Here is a 22,951-nt window from a genome sequence, read left to right as displayed (position 1 = left end):
GATAATTTCCTTATTGATTAAGTCGGGTCCAGGGTTTGTTTTCAAGGCCAAGTAAATAACGCATGCCTCCCGTCAGATTAGCGGCATGGCCAAGCAGCACATAACTGATGATTTTGAACACCCGAATAGTGTTGAGTGATGGAACAACCAGGCTCAATACTGCGATCAGATACAGGGCAACTTGACCGCCGGACAAAATGGCAAACACAGTGTTGTGACTGAGTGACAGTGAGCTAATCAAACAGGCAAGCATTAAATAGGGCGTTGCCAAACGCAATACCTTACCGGAGACAAATGTAAATGCAGTGCCTCGGTAGCGGGGGCGTAATAAGGTTCTCAATTTAATCAACTGCTGCATGTTGCCAGCTGATATTCTCAGGCGACGTTTGAAGTCTGTCGCATCGTTTGATGCTTCCAGTTCCAACGCCAGCATTCTGGGTTCATAGACCGCGTGATAACCTTTTAACACGATGCGCATTGGCAAAATGAAGTCATCGTTAATGATGCCGGGTTCTAACGGGGAAAACAGCTGAGTCCTAAAGGTGTAAAAGGCGCCATGTGCGCCGATGGCGGAGCCAATTATCGACTCGCCGTACTTCAGCTGTGACTGGTATTTCCAGTAGGTAGTTTCCCCCAGATTGTCTGAAGAGAGGATTTGGTAGGTTGCGTTAACCACACCAACGTTTGCATCTTGAAAATGGTGTGCGGCCAGTAACAAAGAATCATACGATAACAGTGCAGAAGCATCGCTGAGCGCAATGATGTCAGACGTTGACTGAGCAATTTCTTCATTTATTACCGCGACTTTACCCCGGTTGGTTGGGTGGTTGTGAACAATAAACAGGGTTTCGGCGCAGATCGCTTCTTGAATGGTTTGCTGGGCAAGTTGTGTGGTGTCATCGGTGCAACCATCGCAGGCAATGATAACTTTGAGCTTGTCCCTGGGATAATCTAAGCAGGCCATATTACGGATCTTTTCTGCTATCCATTGTTGCTCGTTGTATGCGGGCACAATAATGGTGATGCTCGGCAGGGTGTCATCGAGTTCACTGTGCTGGTAGCAACGCTCTGCGGTTTTTATACGCATCTTTTGTGGCTGTTTATTACTACAAACTTTTCGTAATAGCAGCGGATAACCAAGATGGTGGTAGATAATCAGCAAGATCGACAGACAAAATGTATTCAGTAGGATCAATTCAAGCATGGTATGCCTCCGTGGCCAGTTGACAGTAGCGTGCAACCATTTTGCGGATATCAAAATGTCGGGTAACAAAATCTCTGGGTGAAGGGGGCTGGCGTTGCAGTTGCTTACTTAATGCCAGCGCGAGTATCTCAACTTGATTGGGTAAGACTGCTTCGCCAGACAACGGGCAGAGCGTCTCTTTTACCGCTCCGACATCACTGGCGACACAAGGAATATCACATGCCTGTGCCTCCAGTGTTGAGAGAGGAAACCCTTCATTTCTGGATGGTAAGCAGAATACATCCAGGGCCTGATAAAAAAGTGGCATGTTGCTGACTAACCCGAGAAAAGAGACCCGGTCGTTGAGGCCAAGCCTATCAACCAGCGAGGTCAGGGCTGCTTTCTGGCTGCCTGAGCCTGCTATAGCTAAATGGGTGTCTTCATGCAGGCGAGACAGCGCCTGAATGAGTATTTCATGGCCTTTGACCGTCTCAAGGCGACCGGCTGTCCCGATGATTTTCGCAGAGGGGGGCAGGTTGAAATTATGCCGGGCATCGATGCGATCTCCTGCAACAAAGCGTTGGCAGTCGACCCCGTTGTGAATGGTGTTGACGTCCACGAACGGGAACTTGATTTGTAACTGCCGGGCAACTTTTCTGGCATCAGCGACCACTTTGGGTTGAGTGATCTTGAACAGCAAAGATTGCAGGTGAAAGGATTTGGCATTGTTTAAATGCCACGCATCATGCTCAGTATGGACGAGATTAGGCACGCCGGCGAGACGCGCGGCAAGACCGCCGTAAAACAGCGGTCCGAGATGGTGGGTATGCACCACCTCCGGGCGTAGTTGCTTAAGTAAACGTGTCAGTTGTGTAATGTGACGGATGCTTACTCCGCCGGACTTGTTCATAAACAAAAGTTGCGATTCAAACTCGGCCAGCCTTCCCCAGTGACGCAACGCTATCGTTTTCTGCCCCTCCAGACTAACCACCAGAACGGAGCCTGGCTCGGGCGAGAACTTCAGCATCTCCATGACCAGGGTTTCCAATCCTCCGGGTGCGAGATGCTGCACGATGTGCACACAATGGATTTTGTTTTTTTCTGTTCTGTGTTTCATGCTTTTGTCTCATGTCAGTACCTGTGTTAGTTCAGAGACAGCATGCTACGTGCCAATTAATTACTGGTTAAAAAACAGTCACATAGAATAACATAATTGATATTTCTCAATATGAAAGTCAATTTTCGAACCGATCCTGTCCCGCAATTAAGGCGGATTTGTCATTTTGATACTCTGGGTCGTGTTGAAATTAATCTCGCGATGAGGCGTGTTACTCCCTGATGATATTGATGTTTTTTTTGATGAAAGACTTAATGAAAGGTAGGTATTTGCTGAATCAATATCACAAAGGGCTTACTCGCTGCTGACTTATCGTTTAGAATCGCTGGTCAGGAATCAATACAACCTCAAAGGAACCGGTTTGTTGCTCACCAACAAGACATACACCCAAGAAGCAATAGACACTGCACTCAAAATTGCCAATGAAGTCGAACTGCGGCACGCAAAATGGCTTGTTAACAGAAAGTACCTGTTAGAGCAGTCACAAGTGGATAATCTGCTTAGTCTACAGGGCCGTTATTGCGATGATGTGATCTTTAATGAAGATGAACGTATTACCCGTAATCAGCGTATTTTGCTCATGTGTGAGCAAGCGCGCGTCAAAGAGCGAAATCAGCGTGTAGAAAATCGTCAGAAAACGCTGAAAAGTGTCGTTGCCGACGTCACTCGTGTGGCCGAGCAAATGCTGATCCAGAAGTTAAATCAAATGCCGATGGAGAAGCTTTGTGGTGAAGTGGCAGATTTTGCCCATTTCTCTTCGATTGCTTACTCTCCGTCACTGAGTTTTACCAAACTGTCGACATTAACCACGCTCAGTCATCGTTTAAGTGCGACAATTGTCGACTTAGTCTCCAACCCTAAGTTTTGTGAGCGTTTAGGTCGTCAAACTAAAAATGTACAAGATGCCAAGGTCGCAATTGGTTTGCTTGGTATTGAGAACTGCCGCATGTTATTTCCGGTCTTAATGGCAAGACCCATGCTGAAGTGGGGCGATCACAACACCAAGTTCATTGTGCCGAAAATGTGGCAGCATCTTATTGTCACATCTAATGTCACCCGTATGCGTTTGCAAGATGCTGATATCAGAAACCCCGATGCGGGAGTCTTGATTGGCGTGTTGCGTTGTTTGGGGCAGTTTGTCATTGCCAACCACTTTACCCTGACGTTTGAAGATGCACTGATCGAAGTGATGCTGAACTATCGCAATCATGATCGTAAAGAAGAATACTATGCTTGTGCGGATGTGGTGGCGAACCCAGCCTTTTTACCTAAAGTCATTTATCAGATGGAAGGTATCGTCACCCGGCGCATTCTCGATTCGATGGACTGGCCAAGTAACGCAATGTATATCAAAGACGCGGTTCTGGAAGATTTAGACAAGGTTCCGGTGCTGGAACGCAGCTCGTATGGTGCAGCATTAGCTCAGGCCAAAGCTTATTCAATTTTTGATGGTTTGAGTCGCAGCAATGCGTTTGTCGAGGCACACAAGCCTTTTTGGTTTGCCAACGTGCAGATTTCTGCCCAGGCATTAAAGGAAACGCGAGCGCGGATGCCCGGCAAAATGATATTGGCCGGGCAGTCTCTGTGACCGGTAGTGAAAATAGCTGAACGATAGCAGGTGGATCAGTGTTGGCTATCCGTCGATTTGTAACGAAACGGTTGAGTTAGCAGTCGATCTAACCGCTGCTCTTCCGGATTACGGATTTCCGGGATGCCAATTTCCATTTTATCGTGCCCGAGGGCTGGTTGTGCCCGGTATGTACCAAACAGGCGATCCCAGACCGACAGGAAAAACCCAAAATTGGAGTGAGTCTCTTTGGGGATGACGGAGTGGTGGACGCGGTGCATGTCCGGGGTGACGATAAGCTTACGCAGCCAGGTGTCGGCAGAAAGTGCCAGCCTGGCATTGCTGTGATTGAACATCGCACTGGCATTGAGGTCGATTTCGAAGACCACGATGGCCAGAGGTGTAATGCCAAGCCCAACAACTGCAGCCATTTTGATCATCATTGATAGCAGAATTTCAATCGGATGAAAGCGCGTACCTGTGGTTACGTCAATGTCGAGATCCGCATGATGCATGCGGTGCAATTTCCACAGCGGCTTAACGCGATGGAAGCCCCAATGTTGCGCGTAAATAATCAAGTCCAGCAGTACCACCGCTATTAACACATTCAGCCAGACGGGCACAGGAATAAGGTTGAATAACCCCCACTGGTTTTCCTCAGCGATAATGGCGGCCTGAAATGCGGCAATCGGCATCATTATGGCGATCACTACACTGTTTAACGCGACAAGCGTAAGGTTATTAACCCAACGAAACCTGCGTGACACCGTGAGTTTTCTTCTGGGTAGTTTGTTCTCCCACACGGTACACAATAGCAACACAGTGATAAAGCAGGTAAGCCTGAGCCAAGACGGATCATTCAATGTGGTTTCTGTCACAGGAGGCTCCTTTTCATTTGTTTTACCGGGGTAAATCGCAATCAACCGGCCGGCGGCATTATTACAGCGGAAAGTGCCAGTTTTGTCCGCTATCTCTTGTGTCTTGAGCGTGGAGGGGGATGCAAGTAAAATCGCGCTCTACTTTTTGTTTGGCATTTTGTATCCATGAGAATTCACGCTTTCCACCGTTTATACCAGTACCGACAATCAATCTCAACGAAGCCTTTTAACGCCCGCGGTTGCAAAGTGGCCCGTTGTCAGTATTGCCAGGTTTCCGTGCAACACTGTATCTGTGAGTTCCAACCCGACATCAGTACTCAGTTGGCGTGTATGTTGATCGTCTCTGATAATGAAGTATTTAAACCAAGTAACACCGGTCGTCTGATCGCTGATACGGTGAAAGAGACTTATGTCTATCAATGGAACCGCACCCAGCCGAGTGAAGAGATGCTCGCGATTTTAAAAAGCGATCTATACCAACCGGTGATTGTATTTCCTGCGGACTATGTCGACCAGCCACAACGTCTGCTTGATGGTTTGGATCCCGCCAACTTGGCCGCGCACAGCAGCGGAAAGCAGAAATGGTTACTGATCTTTATTGATGGCAGTTGGCGTGAAGCGCGGAAAATTTTTCGTCGCTCTGAATTTTTGCAGGACATTCCGGTACTGTCTGTTGAGCCTGAGGTTATTTCTGAGTACATCATGCGCCGTTCAGACAACGAAAAGCATTTGTCGACTGTCGAGGTTGCGTCACTGGTACTCAGACAAGCAGGAGAAGAGAAAGCTGCGCAATGTTTGCAGCTTTGGTTTGAAGCCTTCCGTGAAAGCTATATGTTGACCAAAAGTCGCGGCAAGGTCGATTTAGCGAAACCACATCTGAATTGTTTCAGGGAGTGGTTAAAAAGCGAGAGCTGACTCTAAACAACGCACTTTTGTTGATGGCTTGTTGTTCAGTTAGCATCAACAAGAAAATAAATCTGCATTCGGTCACGGTTTGCAGGCGTACAGATATGGATAATGCTCGAAGATTATTTTATTTTGACTCTGTGAGTTTTGAGTCTTTTGTGCTTTTTAGGAGAGAATTGCATGTATTACGGCTTTGACGTCGGTGGCACTAAAATCGAGTTTGGTGCGTTTAACGAGAAACTTGAGCGTGTGGCGACAGAACGTGTACCAACCCCGACAGATAACTATGAATTATTGTTGGAAACCATCGCTGGTCTGGTAAGCAAATACGATGCTGAGTTTGGTTGTGAGGGTACTATTGGTCTTGGTCTTCCGGGAATGGAAGATGCAGATGATGCAACGGTACTGACAGTTAACGTACCTGCGGCGAAAGGTAAACCGTTACGCGCCGATCTTGAAGCCAAGATTGGTCGTTCAGTGAAAATCGAAAACGATGCTAACTGTTTTGCGTTATCTGAAGCTTGGGATGAAGAGTTGCAAGACCAACCATCGGTACTTGGTTTGATCCTTGGTACTGGCTTTGGTGGCGGTTTTATCTACGAAGGTAAAGTATTTTCTGGCCGTAACAACGTAGCGGGTGAGGTTGGCCATACTCGTCTTCCTATCGATGCCTGGTTCCATCTGGGTGAGAATGCGCCTCTGTTAGGCTGCGGCTGTGACAAGAAAGGCTGTCTGGACAGCTACCTGTCTGGTCGTGGTTTTGAACTACTGTACGCGCATTACTATGGTGAAGAGAAAAAAGCGATCGACATCATCAAAGCTCACGCAGAAGGTGAAGCTAAAGCGGTTGAACACGTTGAACGCTTTATGGAGCTGTTGGCCATCTGTTTTGCCAACCTGTTTACCGCAACCGATCCGCATGTGGTTGTACTGGGTGGTGGCCTGTCAAACTTCGAGTTGATTTACGAAGAAATGCCAAAACGTATTCCTAAGTACCTATTGTCTGTGGCGAAGTGTCCGAAAATCATCAAAGCCAAACATGGTGATTCTGGTGGTGTACGTGGTGCGGCATTCCTGAATATTAAGTAACTAGAGTGTCTGACGCTGGATCAAGCGTCGATAAAAGCTTTAAAGCCCTGTTGTCTATCAACAGGGCTTTTTGTTTGCGTATGGTTTGTACCAATCTACATAAGTATCTGATCATACTTACTGGTTAAAATTGCTGTACAAGGCATGCCAGCGTTCAGTAATCCCGACACTGTAGGGAAGATAGTTGATCGATTGCCGAGGCCGGCTGTGGCGGTGAATGGGGCGAGTTTCTACGTGCGGGGCAGTGAGTGGTATGCGCCAATTGCCGGCACTAGTCAATTTGTGATGGCAAAGCCGCAACTTTAAGCCGTTAACGGGCAGTCAAGAATAAAAAAACTCGCGTTTAAGTCGCGAGTTTTTTATTCATCATGGCTTACTTGTTCTTTTTACCGACGCCCAGGTTCTCTTTTTGCGCCAGGGTGATTTTAGTGAAACCGAGTTTTCTGAAGTGGTTGTCACGGTAGTTGCGCATCGCTTTAGTATCAGAAACTGCTTCGATTTGCTGTTCCATCTTCAGGTAGTCAGAAATATCGATACCTTCCGCTTCGGCTACCGCTTCATGTATATTACGGTGTTGCTGGTAAGAGAACGTCAGTTGTTTATCTTCGTTCTTGTAGGTGTAAAGAATGGTACGAGCCATAGCTGTTTCTCTGAATAGGTTTTCGGTAGTAAACAAAAAGGTCAGACTCGCTGACCTTTGAAGTCTGATTTGGCCTAGATTCTGCCTTGAAGTGGGATGATTGTCACGCTTTCTCCGACTTTTACTGTATCGACAGCCGGTGATATCTCAATAAGGCAGTTCGCCTCACTCATGGAGCGCAAAATACCGGAGCCTTGTTTTCCGGTGGTGCGTACCGTCAAACGGCCAGATTGATCAAGCTCGTAAATACCACGACTGAACTCCGTGCGTCCTTGTCGAGAGCGCAGACTCTCGGTCGCAACAGCATTCACTTTCAGTGGCTGCCAGCCTTGTTCGCCTTGCATTTTGCGTAGCGCGGGCTCAACGAAATTGATGAACGACACCATCACGGCGACAGGATTGCCAGGCAGGCCGAAGAAGGGCTTGTTATTGATCTGGCCAAATGCCAGTGGGCGGCCTGGTCGCATATTGATACGCCAGAAATCAATTTGGCCCAGCTTATCCAATGCCAGTTTGATGTAATCAGCGTCACCTACCGAGACACCACCAGACGTCATTACTACGTCTGCCTGCTGTGACGCTTTCTCTAGTGCTTCGATCATGAGCTGCTCGTTATCTTCCAGAATGCCGAAATCCAAAATTTCGCAGCCCAGCTTTTCAAGCATACCCATGATGGCAAAACGGTTTGAATCGTAGATTGAGTTGGCTTTTTGCTCGGTACCGGGTGCCTGTACTTCATCACCGGTAGAGAACACCGCAACTTTCAGTTTGCGATAGACGTTCGTATCGGCAAAACCAAGAGAGGCAATCATCCCCATTTCTGGTGAAGCGAGGCGAGTACCAGCCGGGAATACATCGCTACCCATCTCCAGATCTTCGCCTGCCTGGCGAACGTTCTGCCCGGCTTTGATGTTTACGCCAGCAAAAGTGACCGCGTCACCATTCGGTGTTGCCTGCTCGCGCATCACCACTGTGTCGGCGTTTGTTGGGGTAGGCGCCCCGGTCATGATCTTCACTGCCTGCCCAAGTTCGAGTGGCTGCTGGTATGCGTGACCGGCGAGCACTTCGGCGACAACCTGGTAACTATCGCGCTCGAGATCATCACTACGAACCGCGTAACCGTCCATTGCGGAGTTGGTATATTGCGGCACATTTACCGGTGAGACTACCGGCACGGAGAGCACCCGGCCATAAGCGGTTTCTATTTTGCATGATTCGGTTTCGCTCACCGTTTCAACCAGCGACAGAATTTTTTCCTGACCTTGGGTGACAGACAGAAAGGCCGGGGAAAGGGTGTCGCAACAGGCGGTGGCTTTTTCTTCGGCTTTTGGCTGCTTCGCGGTGTTGACATACTCAAGAACGAACCGGGCTATCGCGTCCAGATCGTTGATGTCCATTTGCGGCAGTTTTGAGTCTAACTCGCGGTTGTCTGATGCAATCGCGATGATATTTTCATCGTGAGGATAGAGCCAGGGTTTGCCGACTTCCTCTCGGTGAAGCTCAATCTTGGGGAAGGCGATGTTTTTGCAGCCTTCAACCAGAATGACGTCGAGTTTGTCCTGGTCAAAGCGAGTCAGTAGGTAATCAAATTCCGATTCTGCTTCAGGCGTTTCGGTCATTAATGCGTGACGGTTACGCGACGAAATCAGCATTTGTGATGCGCCGGCCTTACGCAGGCGGTGGCTGTCTTTTCCTGGTTGATCAACATCGAAGTTATGGTGTGCGTGTTTAAGCATACCAATGCGCAAGCCGGCCTGGGTCAGTTTGGGGAGCAAAGCTTCGAGTAAAGTGGTTTTACCGGTACCAGAATAAGCAGCAAAACCAAGAATGGGGATGTTTAGCGTATGTTTCATGATTCAAGTTGTCCAAATTGCGCCAGTTCTTCCGGAGTGTTTAAGTTAACAAAACAGTTTGGTGAATCGCTAAAGTCAACATAACTGGTGTTGCATTCTTTATAGAGCAATATGATTTTTCGGTCACCACGCTGCAAAAATGCAGTCAGCTTTGGTAAGACGCGTTTGTGATAAAGAGTGAATACCGGTTGCTGATACTCACCATCGTGAGCAACCAGGATGTCAGTATCGCTTTTGACCGCCTGACAGAAGCGCGCTACTAAGTCGGTATTAATGAGTGGACTATCACAAGGCACAAAACCTACCCAGTCGGTTTCGGCGTTGGTCAGGCCTGCGTGGATCCCCCCCATTGGGCCGGGGTAATCTTTAAACTGATCGCTAAACACCACACCAAACTTGCGGTAGGCGTCTTGATTTCGGTTTGCGTTGATTAATATGTGAGAGGTTTGCGGAGACAAGCGCTCAATAACATATTGAATAAGGGGTTTGTGATTGAGCTCAATCAGACCTTTGTCTTTTCCCCCCATGCGGCTTGCCTGGCCGCCAGCTAAAATAACCCAACTAGTTTGTGTTGGTTGAAGCATATACATTCTCTTTGGGTGTTTGTTTTGATACTACATACAGTAGTGGAGACTCTATCAAAGTCTTGTCTTTAATCCACCACTGTTTTTTACATAAATCCGTCAGAGCGTTGGTCTGATGGCTGGTCACCACGATACTGGAACCTCGTTCGAGCAAGTCTTGCGCCATTAGCACCAAGCGTTCTAACGATTCTTGATCCAATGATGAGCTGGGCTCATCCATCAATAGAATAGACGGGGTTAAGATCCAGGCGCGAGCCATGGCAACCCGCTGCTTTTCTCCGCCGGATAATACCGAAATATGTTCATCTGCCAGGGTCTCTAAACCGACCATTCTCAGAGCGTTGATAACCAGAGCCCGTTTATCCAGAGCGGCTTGCCGCTGAAACTTTACCCCATAGGCCACATTATCAAACACCGTGCCGTCAAACAGATAAGGCGACTGATGGAGGTATATGACATCATTGCGGCCGTTACGGTGCGTCCGGCGCTTCAGCCAGTTGTCTGCTGGTGCTACGACATGACCAGCCGTAGGTTTGATGAGCCCAGCCAGTATTTTGAGCAGCGTGGTTTTGCCTATACCGTTGTCACCTTTGAGGTAGATGGCATCATTTGGGCCAATGGTGACTTCGGGGATATGAAAAAGTACACGCTCTTTAAAGCGCATGGAGAGTTGCTTGGCGGTTATTTTTATCGTCATCAGTCGCCCTTATGGTGGTAGACACGAAAAAGCTTCCTTGCGTTAACTACGCAGGTAACCTTTTCCTCTCATGCTGGACAAGAAAAAGTTGAGCATCAACGCCAACGATAATAATACAATACCGAGCGCGACGCCTTGCGCAAATGCACCTTTGCTGCTTTCCATCGCAATAGCGGTTGGAATATTACGAGTGACCCCCATGATATTTCCCCCTACCATCATCGAACATCCGACCTCGGTGACGATGCGTGAGAAACCGGCGATCACCGCGGCCAGTAAAGGAAAACGCGTCTCCCATATCATGGTTGCGGCAATGCGGGGTAGGGAAGCACCGAGCGTAATGGCAGTTTCTATCGCTCTGCGATCGCTAGATTGTAAGGCTCCGTGCATCATTGATACCAGCACAGGAAAGCAAATCAGCATTTGGCCAAAGATCATTGCTTTTTGAGTAAAGAGCATTTGCCAGTTTCCCAAGGGGCCCGCGCGTGAAAGTAACATGTACAGTAGCAGGCCAATTACCACTGTTGGTACCGCTTGCAGCGTATTGATGATCGATAGCAGAAACCACTTTCCGCGAAAGTTCACGTAGGCCAGCAGAAACGAGATTAAAACCGCCGGTGCAACAACCAGCGAGACGGCGGTAATCGATACGCTAAAGGAGACCGCAACGATCTCCCAAAGATCCGCATCAAAATTTACCAGCAGTCCCAGCGCTTCCAGCGTGGTGTCGGTCAAATTCATACGGTATTAGTTGCTCTCGGCGTTGGCCACGAACAGCTGTTTGCCATTCAAACGGAAACTGTTAATCAACCCCTGACCACGCGGATTCACTAACCAGTCGCTGAATGCCTTAGCTGCTTGGTAATTGATTGCCGGGTAGCGTTCTGGGTTTACCAGGATCACCTGGTATGGATTAAATAATTTGGTGTCACCCTGGAAAAGAATCGTCAGTTCCAACTTGTTCTGATAGGCCAGCCAGGTACCACGGTCAGTCATGGTGTAACCTTGCATTTCCGACGCCATGTTCAGAGTTGGTCCCATACCCTGACCTACGCTGCGATAGCCGCCAAAGTTTGGTTCTAATTTTGTTTGAGCCCAGATGCCCATCTCTTTTTTGTGCGTGCCTGAGTCATCGCCACGCGATACAAAAGTGGCGTCTTTATCAGCGATTTCCTTGAATACTTCAATGACGTTCTTGTCATCCTGAATTTCGGCAGGGTCTGCTTTAGGGCCAACAATTACAAAGTCGTTGTACATTAGTTTGCGCGGTAAAACACCGTAGCCTTTGTCAACAAAAGCACCTTCGGCTTTAGGTGCGTGAGTCATAACCAAGTCGACGTCACCGTTTTCGCCCATTTTAAGTGCTTTGCCAGTGCCGGCGGCGATGATATCGACTTTGTAACCTGTATCTTTCTCAAACTCTGGTAACAGGTAGTCAAGCAGGCCTGAATGGTAAGTGCTGGTGGTGGTGGCCAATCGGATGTGCTCGCCATTTGGGGCAGAGAATGCTGAATAGCTGACGAGAGTGATTGACGTTGAAATCAGAGTTAGCGCGATCTTGTTCATTTTTTATCCATTACAATTGGGGGCATCGCATTATGCGCAGAAGTAACTACAACCGTTATGAGCGTTACAGAGTTGGGGTTGTATCCGTTATATGCTACAAGTGGTCTTGTTAGCTGGCTAAGTTCCTGCAAGCAAGATGCCAACATTTCATTAGAACAACACGCATAAATAGCGCAGGATATCATACACTTATTTGCATGGAAGTGCAGGTTGGTACAAAATGTCGCACATTTTGTAGGGTGATTGAAGCAAAACTTGGTACACTCTGTCCCATCCGGCACAAACTGGGGTAATTATGTCTACTCAAACCCATATTGGTACAAACCCACAATATAATGCATTCTCGGTATTGGTTGTTGACGATGAGCCGGGCATGCAAGCGATACTAAAGAAAGCACTCGGTAAACTGTTTTCTCATGTTGATACCGCTGGCAGTATCGAGGAGGCGGAAGCATTACGAAATGCCGGTCATTACGACTTGATCTTACTGGATATCAACTTGCCGGGGCGCTCGGGCATCGAATGGGAAGAAGCGTTTACCGATGAAGGTAAGCGGGCTGATGTTATATTTATGACCGGTTATGCCGATCTTGAGACCGCCATCCGGGCACTGCAATTAGGCGCATCGGATTTCATTTTAAAGCCGTTCAATTTGCAACAGATGCTACAGGCCGTGAAGCGTTGTATGGATCGCCGCCTCAATGAACGGATGCAATACGCAATGAAACGCGATTATCAGCGTCACCATACATCGGAAATCATTGGTGGTTCAGAGAAAACCCGCCAATTAAAGCAACTGATTACCCAGTTTGCACCATCACGGGCCTCCGTTTTGGTTGAAGGGGAGTCCGGTGTTGGCAAAGAACTGGTTGCTCGTGGCATTCATCAAGCGAGTGGTCGCAGTGGTCCTTTTGTTCCACTTAATTGTGGGGCGATTGCGCCTGAGTTACTGGAAAGTGAGTTATTTGGTCATACATCTGGTGCGTTTACCGGTGCAAAAAAATCTCGTGAAGGTCTTTTTCGCGTGGCCAATGGCGGGACGCTATTTCTTGATGAAATTGGTGAAATGCCGTTAACGATGCAGTCGGCATTGTTGCGGGTGTTAGAACAGCGCACGATTCGTCCGGTAGGGTCTGAAAAAGAGATCAGTGTCGATGTACGTGTCGTTGCTGCGACCAACCGTAATCTGCAAGATGAAGTCGCGAAAGGGAACTTCCGTAGTGATCTGTTTTACCGGCTCAATGTGCTAAGAATCGAGGTTTCCCCCCTGCGTGAGCGAAAAGCCGACTTGTTGGAATTGGTACCCCATTTTAGCCGCATACTTACTCAGGAGCTTGGTATGCCAAACCTGAAATGGGCCCATGAAGATATGGAGGCCATGAGTGAATACCAGTGGCCGGGGAATGTCCGTGAGCTTAAAAATCTTATCGAACGATGCATTCTGCTGGGTAAACCACCGGCGCATTACTGGCGGGAGCTTAATGGCGGGCACTCAATGCCTAACGTATCGATTACGGTATCAAATACGCCGGAGGTGCCATCTTTCCCTGAAGAAATAGAGTTTTCTGGTGAAGGTTATCCGAACAACTGGACCTTGAAAGAAGTCGAAAAAGCGCACATCCAGCAACTGGTTAACCTGCATGAGGGCAACAAATCAGCCGCCGCGCGCGATCTTGGAGTCGCGCGTAAAACGCTGGAGAGAAAATACAAAGAGTGGGAGACCGAGGGGCCTGATGATGCTTAATCGCTGGCTTCAACGTATCGGCCTCGCGAGGTGGGGATATCTTTTTCGGACTATGGTGCGGTATCGGCTGCTGGTCCTGACTTCAGCTCCGATTTTTCTGACGTTGCTGGCCTTAATCGGTATCACTATTTATTGGTCGATACATTACAACTGGCAAAATTCGTTGTTGGATGTATCGGAACGGCTTGGGGTCGCGAACAACAGTGTCACCCTGTTACAACAAAAACAGGCGAACTATGTTAAGGCGTTCTCTGAGTCTTATGATTTCAGGGTTCGTATCGAACAGGAGCAATCGCAGTTACAAAGTTGGGTTTCCGGGCAAAAACAGCGCTATAAACTCGATTTTCTCAATTTTCACCGCGTCGACGCCATCGAAAACAGAGCTGAGTTCGTAGCGTTGACGAAACGTGAGTCGTTTTTTGATGTTTTGAGCCCACAAGAACTGCAGCAGTTAGATCCTGAAATTGCAAAGCGTGCTGAAGTTCCGATACTAGCGACCGGCGAGGTGGAGCAGCGAGGCTTAGTCAGTAGAACGGTAGTAGCGGTTTACAGCCCAAGCCAAGATCTGATGGGTTTTCTCGACGGCGGACTGCTGCTGAATAACAGCACGGTATTAGTGGACCAAATTCGTGATCTGATTTATACCGGCGAAGGTGACGCTTTACGCCCGGTAGGGACATTGACCGTTTTTCTGGACGATTTGCGTATCAGCACTAATGTTCCGTTAAACAGTGATCAACGTGTTGGACGTGCGTTGGGTACACGCGTGAGTGACGAAGTTCAACAGGCGGTGCTGGAACAGAGTCAGCAGTGGGTTGATCGTGCGTATGTTTATGACGCCTGGTATATCACGGCTTATCAGCCGATTAAAGATCAGGATGACAATGTCATTGGGATGCTCTACACCGGTTATTTAATGTGGCCTTTTGTCAAAGCCTACATGACTAACATTGCTGAAATCAGCGTTATGACCTTTTTGGTATTGCTGGTATCTGGTATCACGGTTTACCGGGGATCACGAGATCTGTTTCAGCCGATCGAGCGGATTCACAAAGTGGTTAAACTGGTTCAGTTGGGGAAAGACCAGCGTATTGGCCCGTTAGGTTTAGATGAACGACATGAACTGGCACAGTTGGCCAGGCAGTTCGATAATATGCTTGATGCCCTGGAAGAGCGAAAACTTGAGCTAAGGCAGGCGGCGATAGAGTTGGAATGCAAAGTCCAAGAGCGCACTGCGAGCTTAAAGGAAAAAACTGAACAACTCGAACTGCACATAAAGCTGCTTAACCAAACCCGCGATAAGCTGGTCATTCATGAAAAGCTGGCCGCTCTTGGTGAACTGACGGCCGGGATTGCTCATGAAATTAATAACCCGACGGCGGTGATCCTGGGCAATGTGGAGCTGATCCAGTTTGAATTGGGTTCAGATGCCGACCGTGTAAAGGATGAGATCGAGGCTATTCACGCTCAAATAGATCGGGTGAGAAATATTACCCGTAGCCTGCTGCAATACAGTCGTCAGGGTGGAGTACAAGACGAAATTACCTGGCAACACGTCAACCCTATCATCGACGAAAGCATTACTCTGGTAAAAACCGGGACAAAAAAACGGGATGTGGAGTTTGTGACCGATTTGCGCGCACAAACGCCCGTAGAGGTCAATCGCCACCATTTACTGCAAATACTCGTGAACTTACAGATGAATGGCATTCACGCCATGGACGGAAAAGGAAAGCTGACCATTTCGAGTGAGGACTGGATAGAATCCGACCGGGTAAAAGGGGCCGTTATTCATGTCCGCGACCAAGGCTGCGGGATCAAGCCGGAGAACCTGAGCCGGATTTTTTCACCGTTTTATACCACCAAACGTGATGGTACCGGGTTGGGGTTGTCTGTTTCGCAAAGTATTCTCAGCCAAACCGGCGGAGAACTTAAAGCCCAATCGGAGTGGGGTAAAGGCAGTACGTTCAGCATCTATTTACCCAACAAAGCCGAGCTTTACCTGCAGGTTACTAATATCGCTTAGTGTCTGATTGTTAACTTAAAATAGGCCAGTATTATCACTGGCCTATTTTGTTTTTGGTGAAACGACACCAGGCTATGTGGTTTTTTATTAGCAATAAATTCAAACAACACTTGCAGTGTGTTGCCTTACGCAGTAACGTTGCGCGGTTTTTTCTCAATAAATTTCCACTCCTAAGGTAAAGAATTTGATTTCCACAGCAAATATTACTCAACAATTTGGCGCGAAGCCGTTATTTGAAAACATCTCAGTTAAGTTCGGCGAAGGTAACCGCTATGGCTTAATCGGGGCTAACGGTTGTGGTAAATCAACCTTTATGAAAATCCTCAGTGGTGAGCTAGAACAAACCAGTGGTAACGTGAGCTACGATCCAAACGAGCGCGTGGCCAAGCTTAATCAGGACCAGTTCGCGTACGAAGAATTTACTGTAATCGACACAGTAATCATGGGGCATAAAGAACTATGGGAAGTGAAGCAAGAACGTGACCGGATCTACTCGCTTGCAGAAATGAGCGAAGAAGATGGCATGAAAGTGGCTGATCTTGAAGTTCAGTTCGCGGAAATGGATGGTTACATGGCAGAAGCAAAAGCGGGCGAGCTTCTTCTTGCGGTAGGTATCCCTATGGAGCAACACTTCGGCCTGATGAGCGAAGTCGCACCCGGCTGGAAACTTCGTGTGCTTTTGGCGCAGGTTCTGTTTGCAGATCCAGACGTTATGCTGCTGGACGAACCAACCAACAACTTGGATATGGACACTATCCGTTGGTTGGAAGACACGCTAAACGCGCGTAATTGCACAATGATCATCATCTCGCACGACCGTCACTTCCTAAACTCAGTATGTACGCACATGGCTGATTTGGATTATGGTGAGCTACGTGTTTACCCAGGTAACTACGACGAGTACATGACAGCCGCTTCTCAAGCTCGTGAACGTCTGCTAAACGACAACGCGAAGAAGAAAGCACAAATTGCTGAGCTACAAACCTTCGTTGCACGTTTCTCTGCAAACGCATCGAAAGCAAAACAAGCGACATCTCGGGCGAAGCAAATCGACAAGATCAAACTGGACGAAGTGAAAGCGTCTAGCCGTCAAAACCCATTTATTCGTTTTGAACAATCTAAAGAACTGTTCCGTAACGCTCTGATTGTTGAGAACCTAAGCCAAGGTTTTGAAGACGACCTGTTTGCAGACTTCAATGCGATTTTTGAAGTGGGTGAGCGCGTTGCAATCATCGGTGAGAACGGTGTGGGTAAAACAACCCTACTGAACACGCTTGCTGGTGTACTAGAACCACGTACAGGTGAGTTCAAGTGGTCTGAAAACGCAAATATCGGTTACTACGCGCAAGATCACGCCCATGACTTTGAACAAGAGATGAACCTGACAGATTGGATGGGCCAATGGCGCCAAGAAGGCGACGACGAGCAAGTGGTTCGTAGCTTCTTGGGGCGTATGCTGTTTGGTCAGGATGATATCAAAAAGTCAGTAAAAGTACTGTCTGGTGGCGAACAGGGGCGCATGCTGCTTGGTAAACTGATGATGCACAAGCCAAACATGCTGCTAATGGACGAACCAACCAACCACATGGACATGGAATCGATCGAATCACTCAACACCGCGCTTGAGCAATATAAAGGCACATTGTTCTTCGTATCTCATGATCGTGTATTTGTAGACTCACTGGCAACTCGCATCATCGAAATCTGCGATGGCAAAATCACGGACTTTAAGGGCACTTACTCAGAGTTCCTAAAATCTCGTGGTATTGAAGGTTAATCCCTTTCCAGAATAAATAAAAAAGACCTCATATAGAGGTCTTTTTTTATATCGGTACTAATCCTCAAACTGATCCGTCAGATAAACATAAATTCCAACCAGCCCGAATGTAATGCACATCGATAAAAGAATACCGCTGGGTGTCAGGAGAAAGTCCCACAGAAGATCGTTATTCATGGTTCACATCCTTTGTGAATGAGCATCGATACTTCAAGTATATGTCATCTGGCCAGGTTGCAAGTTGTTACTAATTACCCTTGACGTCAAAGGTGATTTTTTCTGCGCCGGTAAACACCTGAAAGCGCAAGCCTTTTGCGCGAGCAATGGTGGTAATACCAAATTTCTTAGCGAGATCCAGCCCCATTTGTGTGACGCCGGAGCGGGATAGCAGAACAGGGATACCCATTTGCGCGACTTTAATCACCATCTCTGATGTCAGACGGCCGGTGGTATAAAAGATTTTGTCTTCACCAGTTTCCTGATTTAACCACATTTCCCCGGCCAGGGTGTCTACCGCGTTGTGACGGCCAACATCTTCCACAAACGACAGCACTTCATTATCTTTACAAACCGCACAACCATGCACCGCGCCTGCTTTTTTGTAGGTATCGTTGTAATGAGTTAACGCTTCTAGCGCGGCGTATACCTGAGATTGTTTAAGCGCGACTTGAGGTACCTGATAGTGCTCTAATTGTTTCATAACATTGCCGTACATCGTGCCCTGGCCGCAACCTGAGGTGACGGTCTTTTTCTTCAGGGCGTCTTCTAAATGTTCGGTGTTTTCCTGGGTAATTACGGCGGCGGAGTGGGTTTCCCAATCAATGATCACGGACTCAATCGCCGCTGGATCAGACAAAAAACTCTGGTTTTTCAGGTAACCTAACACCAGTGCTTCAGGACGCGAGCCTAATGTCATTAAAGTCACCACTTCTTTCCAGTTCAACATCACAGTAAGCGGACGTTCACAGGCGATTTGCTTGGATAGCTTCTCACCGTATTCATCGAACACTTCGACTTCGATAGTTTGCAGGGGATTGTCACTGGTTTTAATAATATTAGGTTTTACCACAGTCATTTCCTGATTGGTGAACAGAGTGAGTTAAGGCGGAGTTGTTCAAGGCGCTGAACCAACAGCAGCAAACTCCGAATTTTGCTATTTTCCTGATTCTCTGCAAATCTTATTCCAACATAGTAATACGCAGTAAAAATACTGTGATTCTCAGTCTGGCTGAGATAATTGCTGGCTTAGCCCGCTGTCACTACGACCGTAGTAATGACCAGGCCTTGTGATTAAAGCGTATCAATTGAGATTGGCTCAGTTATTGCTTTATACACGGAAAGTAAAAGATATCACAGTCAAAATGTCTTACCGATCTATCGACCATGGGTAAGTCTGCATAACCAATAAAGCAGGTACGTTATGTCTAACCATGAATCAAATACCCATCTTCACCATAAATCTGAACAGTTGTGGCCAATGGCATGTGAATTAGTGGAACAGCACATCAGCCGTGGAGTTTGGGCGATAACCCAGTGGCAGTTGAATGGATTTAACCTTTCTCCGCAAGATGATACAGAAAACAGATGCCTGCTTGAACTGTATCGGGACGAACGCACTGATTACCGGTTTAATTTGAGCTCACAGCAACCTAAGTTGTTTCTGGTAATGGAAAATAATGACACGGATGAAATGCCTAACCTTCTGCTGTTAACCGCATCTCAGAACGTCGCCGGGCAATACATGGATGGTGATTACTTGGTGTTATCCGCAGGTATGCCATTGCCTGTCCAGGCCTGGATGGAAGCCTTTATCGGCCGCAATGGTGAGCTGTTGGAAGTTCGACGCAAGAAACGTAAAGGAGCGGGTAGAGCAAGTGGCAAGTAACTTTTTTGAGCGCTGGTCAGCGAGAAAGCTAAAAGGCCAGGACGATGGAAAACCGGACTCAGGTAAAAATGCCGAGGTCGTCGTAGCAGAACCGTCGCCGGCTGAGGCCGTGACCGGTGGTGAACATGGTGTACCAGCGCAAGATACGCAATCTCCCTCAGTCGCTGATAATCCTCAGGTCGCTGATTCTGAAGGGATATCAGTAGCCGCTCTGCTGGCTTCAGGGGCCAAAGCGAGTGTCAAAAAAGCCGCTTTGAGAAAACTGTTTCTCTCACCGGAGTTTAACGAGCTGGATGGCTTGAATGATTATGATCACGATTATAGTCAGGTTAAAAGTTTGTCCGCCGAGGTAGCAGAAAAGCTACGTGACTGGATACAGGAAGAGCCGGAAGAGCACGAGGAGTCAAACGATGCTGAACCGTCTGCAGAACACAGTTCCGATGATGATGATGAGTCAGTCAAAAAGGCAGAAATAGCAGAGGAGCTGGATATCCATCCAGTGCGAGAGGAAAGTACCACCAATAACGAAAACGTGGGACAAAATAGACCACATAAATAATAGGTACATTTTGACTAACTGATTAAAAACCGACTGGGACAAATTGTCTCAATCGGTTTTTTTGTACCGTCAAAAAGGCTAATTTCAGTCAAAGTCATTGATTTATATGGATATTAAAAGTGGCCCGTTATTTGCAATTGGTTGTGTAAGGCCGATTTGATTAAGTCGTGATTAACACCAATCACAGAAGTCTGGCGCTCGTTGGAATTCAGTCGTTGAGATCTGCTTCAGCAGATAAGTCTGCACAGGCTACACTGAAAGATGGCGAAATTATCCATATGCATGAATGGACATGAGCAATGTTGAAACAACTATTACAACAAGCAACTTCCCCCAACGGTAAAGCGCGACTGTACGCGTTTGAAAATACCGTAGAACTAACGAACTTGATCCCGCCGACTGTCAGTTACGAGAGTGGCGGACATATCCTTATTGTTGGTCCGACGGCGATCATTGAAAGTGCGGCTGGCCAGCTCGAAGAAATGTCCAGTTTAACCTTACTCTCTACTGATGGGGAGAAAGGTGCCCATCCGGCACTGTATTACGCGAACTCTGTTCGGGTATCCGGCTTCCTTGGAACGTTTGAAGTCCTGATTGAGAGCCATGGCAAGACGAGTAATTTAGCGAAAGTTGCAATAAACCACGATTGTTTTGATGTGGTGCTCGATCTTTGCCTGAGCAGTTGTATGTCTGAAGAGGTTCCGGTGCCGGGTTATTATCCGGTAGGACGCGGTTATCCCAAACTCGCTGAAGCGCTGGAGGAGATCCCGACGCTGATGGGGACGTTCGATAAACCGAAGTTTTTCCGGCTGGACACTGATCTTTGTGCCCACAGCTCGCGCGGGGTAAAAGGGTGTGATCGTTGTGTTGATGCCTGTCCTGCCGGAGCGTTGTCCAGCGAAGGCAATGACAAAACCGGCCACCGGATTGAAATCAACCCTTACCTGTGTCAGGGGGTAGGGACATGTGCAACCGCCTGTCCGACAGAGGCGATCCATTACGCGCTGCCTAACCCGCAAGAGACGCAAAAATTCATCGAACGTACGCTGGCGAACTATGAACAAGCCGGTGGCGTTGATCCTATTGTTTTGATTTGCAGCTCACGCCATGAGAGCTACAACGTAATGGCACTGAAAGCGCTGCCGGATAATGTTATTCCTGTTGTCGTCGAAGAGCTTCCTTCAATTGGTATTGATACCTGGTTTGCTGCTTTGGTGAATGGTGCCACCCAAGTACTGTTCGCTGCTTCTCGCTTTATGCCGCAAACCATCATTCGTGTTCTTAATAGCGAAGTCGGGATCGCACAGGAGCTGCTTGATCAGCTGGGTATCGCGAAAGAAACCGTCGACATCCTGTACCTGGAATCACTGCGTGAAGCTCCACCGGTCCTTTGCACCGATTCATTTGACCTTGCGCTGGGTGATTTGCAGGGTAATAAACGCCAACGTCTGTTCAGCGCTCTGGATGCAATGGCAGCGTCGCGGATCCCGGTTGAAAACGTGGTCGAACTGCCGGCCAATGCCCCTTATGGCACGGTTTCTTGTCAGAGTAAGGACTGTACCTTATGCATGAGTTGTGTCGCCGTGTGTCCGACACGGGCTTTGCATACCGACGGGGACTCCCCATCACTTAAGTTTGTTGAACAAGACTGCATTCAATGTGGTTTGTGTGACAAGGCGTGCCCGGAAAAGGCGCTGACATTGATGCCACGCATGAACTGGGTAAAAGAGCAGCGTCAGCAAGCGGTTGTGATTCATGAAGAAAAAGCCGCTGAGTGTATGCGTTGTCATAAGCCTTTTGCGCCTCAGGCGATGATTGAAATGTTACAAAGTAAGTTACGGGGTCACTCGCATTTCACGGAGCAAGCGGCGATTAATCGCATTGCGATGTGCGAAGACTGCCGAGTCATCGATATGTTCGAAATGATGGCTGATGATCCAACCAAACAACTCAAATACTAGGAGCTCGCAGTGGATATCCAACAAGAACAAACACTGAGAACCGAAATTTACCTGGTTCTCTCAGCGCTTTTTCGTAGCGCTCCGGGCGAAGAGATAATTGAGTTTCTCAGAGCGTTAGAAGTCGAGCCTTCTGAGAGCGCAATGCAGCAAGCCTGGATCGCTCTTCAGCAAGCAGCAGTCGAAGCTAATCAGCAAGCACTGGAAGAGGAATATCAGGATCTGTTTATTGGCATCGGCCGCGGTGAAGTGATGCCATTTGGCTCATGGCATCGTACCGGCGCACTAATGGAAAAGCCATTGGCGGAAATTCGCCGGGATTTGGAGCTGCTCGGCATTGAACGTGATGAGCAAGTCAAAGAGCCGGAAGATCACATCTCTGCACTGTGTGAGGTGATGTCGATGCTTATGGGAGAGGCAGAAGAACTGCAACAAGCGGTATTTAACAAACATATCGCGCCTTGGTTTGGTTTGTTCACCCGTCAGCTTGAAAACGCAGAGAGCGCAAACTTTTACAAGCCGGCGGCACAACTGTGTGATGCGTTTTTAACGTTGGAGCAAGTGCGTTTCAGTGTCAATACCAAAAGCAGTAAGCACCAATTAAAAATTGATGTGAAAAACGTTGCTGATTACGAGTGATCGTGCAGCCGTTAATCATATCGATAGAGGGGCATGAGCCTCCCAAGAGCTACCGTAAGGTAAGGAAGCAAAGATGAAACAAGATAATAAAGAAATAAACACAAGCCGCAGGCAACTCCTGAAAGGCTTAACAACGGCCGCTGTAGCGGGTGCTGTTGTCGCTGGAACAACGAAAGTGGCAAGCGCTTCAGAATCGGTTGAGCCTTCTAAAAAAGACGTGAAGAAGCAAGGCTACCGTGAAACGCAACATATTCGTGATTACTACGACACACTTTAGGAGATA

Annotated in this window: 21 protein-coding genes; 11 read left to right on the top strand and 10 right to left on the bottom strand. The window is 47.8% G+C overall.

Annotation, left to right across the window (positions count from 1 at the left end):
• Positions 1–10: 10 nt before the first annotated feature.
• The gene (locus P2G85_RS00670; RefSeq protein WP_275862181.1) at positions 11–1,204 is read right to left on the bottom strand and encodes a glycosyltransferase family 2 protein; all 1,194 of its coding nucleotides are present in this window, start codon (positions 1,202–1,204) and stop codon (positions 11–13) included.
• Positions 1,197–2,300: a glycosyltransferase gene (locus tag P2G85_RS00665; RefSeq protein WP_275862180.1), complete on the bottom strand. Its 1,104-nt coding sequence runs from the start codon at positions 2,298–2,300 to the stop codon at positions 1,197–1,199. Before P2G85_RS00665 ends, P2G85_RS00670 begins: the two co-directional genes overlap by 8 nt.
• Before the next feature lie 361 nt (positions 2,301–2,661).
• Between P2G85_RS00665 and P2G85_RS00660 the strand changes: the two genes are divergently transcribed.
• The gene (locus P2G85_RS00660) at positions 2,662–3,888 is read left to right on the top strand and encodes an HDOD domain-containing protein (protein ID WP_275862179.1); all 1,227 of its coding nucleotides are present in this window, start codon (positions 2,662–2,664) and stop codon (positions 3,886–3,888) included.
• A gap of 35 nt (positions 3,889–3,923) precedes the next feature.
• Here the strand turns inward: P2G85_RS00660 and P2G85_RS00655 are convergent, their stop codons facing one another.
• The gene (locus P2G85_RS00655) at positions 3,924–4,745 is read right to left on the bottom strand and encodes a sterol desaturase family protein (RefSeq protein ID WP_275862178.1); all 822 of its coding nucleotides are present in this window, start codon (positions 4,743–4,745) and stop codon (positions 3,924–3,926) included.
• A gap of 165 nt (positions 4,746–4,910) precedes the next feature.
• Between P2G85_RS00655 and P2G85_RS00650 the strand changes: the two genes are divergently transcribed.
• Positions 4,911–5,660, top strand: coding sequence for a tRNA-uridine aminocarboxypropyltransferase (locus tag P2G85_RS00650; RefSeq protein ID WP_275862177.1), 750 nt, complete (start codon positions 4,911–4,913; stop codon positions 5,658–5,660).
• A gap of 171 nt (positions 5,661–5,831) precedes the next feature.
• The gene (gene nagK, locus P2G85_RS00645) at positions 5,832–6,740 is read left to right on the top strand and encodes an N-acetylglucosamine kinase (RefSeq protein WP_275862176.1); all 909 of its coding nucleotides are present in this window, start codon (positions 5,832–5,834) and stop codon (positions 6,738–6,740) included.
• A gap of 373 nt (positions 6,741–7,113) precedes the next feature.
• On the opposite strand, the gene P2G85_RS00640 is transcribed toward nagK, so the two are convergent.
• From P2G85_RS00640 to P2G85_RS00615, 6 genes are all read right to left on the bottom strand, one after another.
• The gene (locus tag P2G85_RS00640; protein WP_275862175.1) at positions 7,114–7,380 is read right to left on the bottom strand and encodes a DUF2960 domain-containing protein; all 267 of its coding nucleotides are present in this window, start codon (positions 7,378–7,380) and stop codon (positions 7,114–7,116) included.
• Between the two features lie 74 nt (positions 7,381–7,454).
• Positions 7,455–9,233: a bifunctional molybdopterin-guanine dinucleotide biosynthesis adaptor protein MobB/molybdopterin molybdotransferase MoeA gene (locus P2G85_RS00635; protein WP_275862174.1), complete on the bottom strand. Its 1,779-nt coding sequence runs from the start codon at positions 9,231–9,233 to the stop codon at positions 7,455–7,457.
• The gene (gene mobA / locus P2G85_RS00630; RefSeq protein WP_275862173.1) at positions 9,230–9,817 is read right to left on the bottom strand and encodes a molybdenum cofactor guanylyltransferase MobA; all 588 of its coding nucleotides are present in this window, start codon (positions 9,815–9,817) and stop codon (positions 9,230–9,232) included. The genes P2G85_RS00635 and mobA overlap by 4 nt, the downstream gene beginning before the upstream one ends.
• Positions 9,795–10,514, bottom strand: a complete 720-nt coding sequence (locus P2G85_RS00625) for an energy-coupling factor ABC transporter ATP-binding protein (RefSeq protein ID WP_275862172.1) — start codon at positions 10,512–10,514, stop codon at positions 9,795–9,797. The genes mobA and P2G85_RS00625 overlap by 23 nt, the downstream gene beginning before the upstream one ends.
• A gap of 42 nt (positions 10,515–10,556) precedes the next feature.
• On the bottom strand, positions 10,557–11,255 hold the full coding sequence (locus P2G85_RS00620; protein ID WP_275862171.1) for an ABC transporter permease: 699 nt from the start codon (positions 11,253–11,255) through the stop codon (positions 10,557–10,559).
• A 6-nt stretch (positions 11,256–11,261) separates the two neighbouring features.
• Positions 11,262–12,080 carry a substrate-binding domain-containing protein gene (locus P2G85_RS00615; protein WP_275862170.1) on the bottom strand — a complete coding sequence of 273 codons (819 nt, stop codon included), beginning with the start codon at positions 12,078–12,080 and terminating at the stop codon, positions 11,262–11,264.
• 295 nt (positions 12,081–12,375) lie between these two features.
• Here P2G85_RS00615 and P2G85_RS00610 point away from each other — a divergent pair, with 295 nt between their 5' ends.
• The 3 genes from P2G85_RS00610 to P2G85_RS00600 all read left to right on the top strand — a co-directional run bounded on the left by P2G85_RS00610 (position 12,376) and on the right by P2G85_RS00600 (position 17,627).
• A complete protein-coding gene (locus P2G85_RS00610) occupies positions 12,376–13,824 on the top strand; it encodes a sigma-54 dependent transcriptional regulator (RefSeq protein WP_275862169.1) in 1,449 nt (482 codons plus the stop codon).
• A gap of 52 nt (positions 13,825–13,876) precedes the next feature.
• Positions 13,877–15,850 carry a cache domain-containing protein gene (locus P2G85_RS00605; protein WP_275862168.1) on the top strand — a complete coding sequence of 658 codons (1,974 nt, stop codon included), beginning with the start codon at positions 13,877–13,879 and terminating at the stop codon, positions 15,848–15,850.
• Positions 15,851–16,034: 184 nt separating this feature from the next.
• The gene (locus tag P2G85_RS00600; RefSeq protein WP_275862167.1) at positions 16,035–17,627 is read left to right on the top strand and encodes an ABC-F family ATPase; all 1,593 of its coding nucleotides are present in this window, start codon (positions 16,035–16,037) and stop codon (positions 17,625–17,627) included.
• A 247-nt stretch (positions 17,628–17,874) separates the two neighbouring features.
• Here P2G85_RS00600 and P2G85_RS00595 read toward each other — a convergent pair whose 3' ends face one another.
• Positions 17,875–18,696, bottom strand: a complete 822-nt coding sequence (locus tag P2G85_RS00595) for a formate dehydrogenase accessory sulfurtransferase FdhD (protein WP_275862166.1) — start codon at positions 18,694–18,696, stop codon at positions 17,875–17,877.
• 351 nt (positions 18,697–19,047) lie between these two features.
• On the opposite strand from P2G85_RS00595, the gene P2G85_RS00590 reads away from it, so the two are divergent.
• The 5 genes from P2G85_RS00590 to P2G85_RS00570 all read left to right on the top strand — a co-directional run bounded on the left by P2G85_RS00590 (position 19,048) and on the right by P2G85_RS00570 (position 22,945).
• Positions 19,048–19,512: a DUF3305 domain-containing protein gene (locus P2G85_RS00590; protein WP_275862165.1), complete on the top strand. Its 465-nt coding sequence runs from the start codon at positions 19,048–19,050 to the stop codon at positions 19,510–19,512.
• Positions 19,502–20,071 (top strand): DUF3306 domain-containing protein, encoded by a 570-nt coding sequence (locus P2G85_RS00585; protein WP_275862164.1) that lies wholly within the window; start codon positions 19,502–19,504, stop codon positions 20,069–20,071. The genes P2G85_RS00590 and P2G85_RS00585 overlap by 11 nt, the downstream gene beginning before the upstream one ends.
• A 299-nt stretch (positions 20,072–20,370) precedes the next feature.
• Positions 20,371–22,032: a 4Fe-4S dicluster domain-containing protein gene (locus P2G85_RS00580; RefSeq protein ID WP_275862163.1), complete on the top strand. Its 1,662-nt coding sequence runs from the start codon at positions 20,371–20,373 to the stop codon at positions 22,030–22,032.
• Between the two features lie 9 nt (positions 22,033–22,041).
• Positions 22,042–22,668, top strand: coding sequence for a molecular chaperone TorD family protein (locus P2G85_RS00575; protein ID WP_275862162.1), 627 nt, complete (start codon positions 22,042–22,044; stop codon positions 22,666–22,668).
• A 73-nt stretch (positions 22,669–22,741) separates the two neighbouring features.
• Positions 22,742–22,945, top strand: coding sequence for a twin-arginine translocation signal domain-containing protein (locus tag P2G85_RS00570; protein ID WP_275862161.1), 204 nt, complete (start codon positions 22,742–22,744; stop codon positions 22,943–22,945).
• The last annotated feature ends 6 nt before the right edge of the window (positions 22,946–22,951 follow it).

The organism is Vibrio sp. CAU 1672 (genome assembly GCF_029223195.1).
In the GTDB taxonomy this organism is placed as follows: Bacteria; Pseudomonadota; Gammaproteobacteria; order Enterobacterales; family Vibrionaceae; genus Vibrio.
Note: the sequence above shows the minus strand (reverse complement) of the source record. Positions and strands in the feature narration are given on the sequence as shown.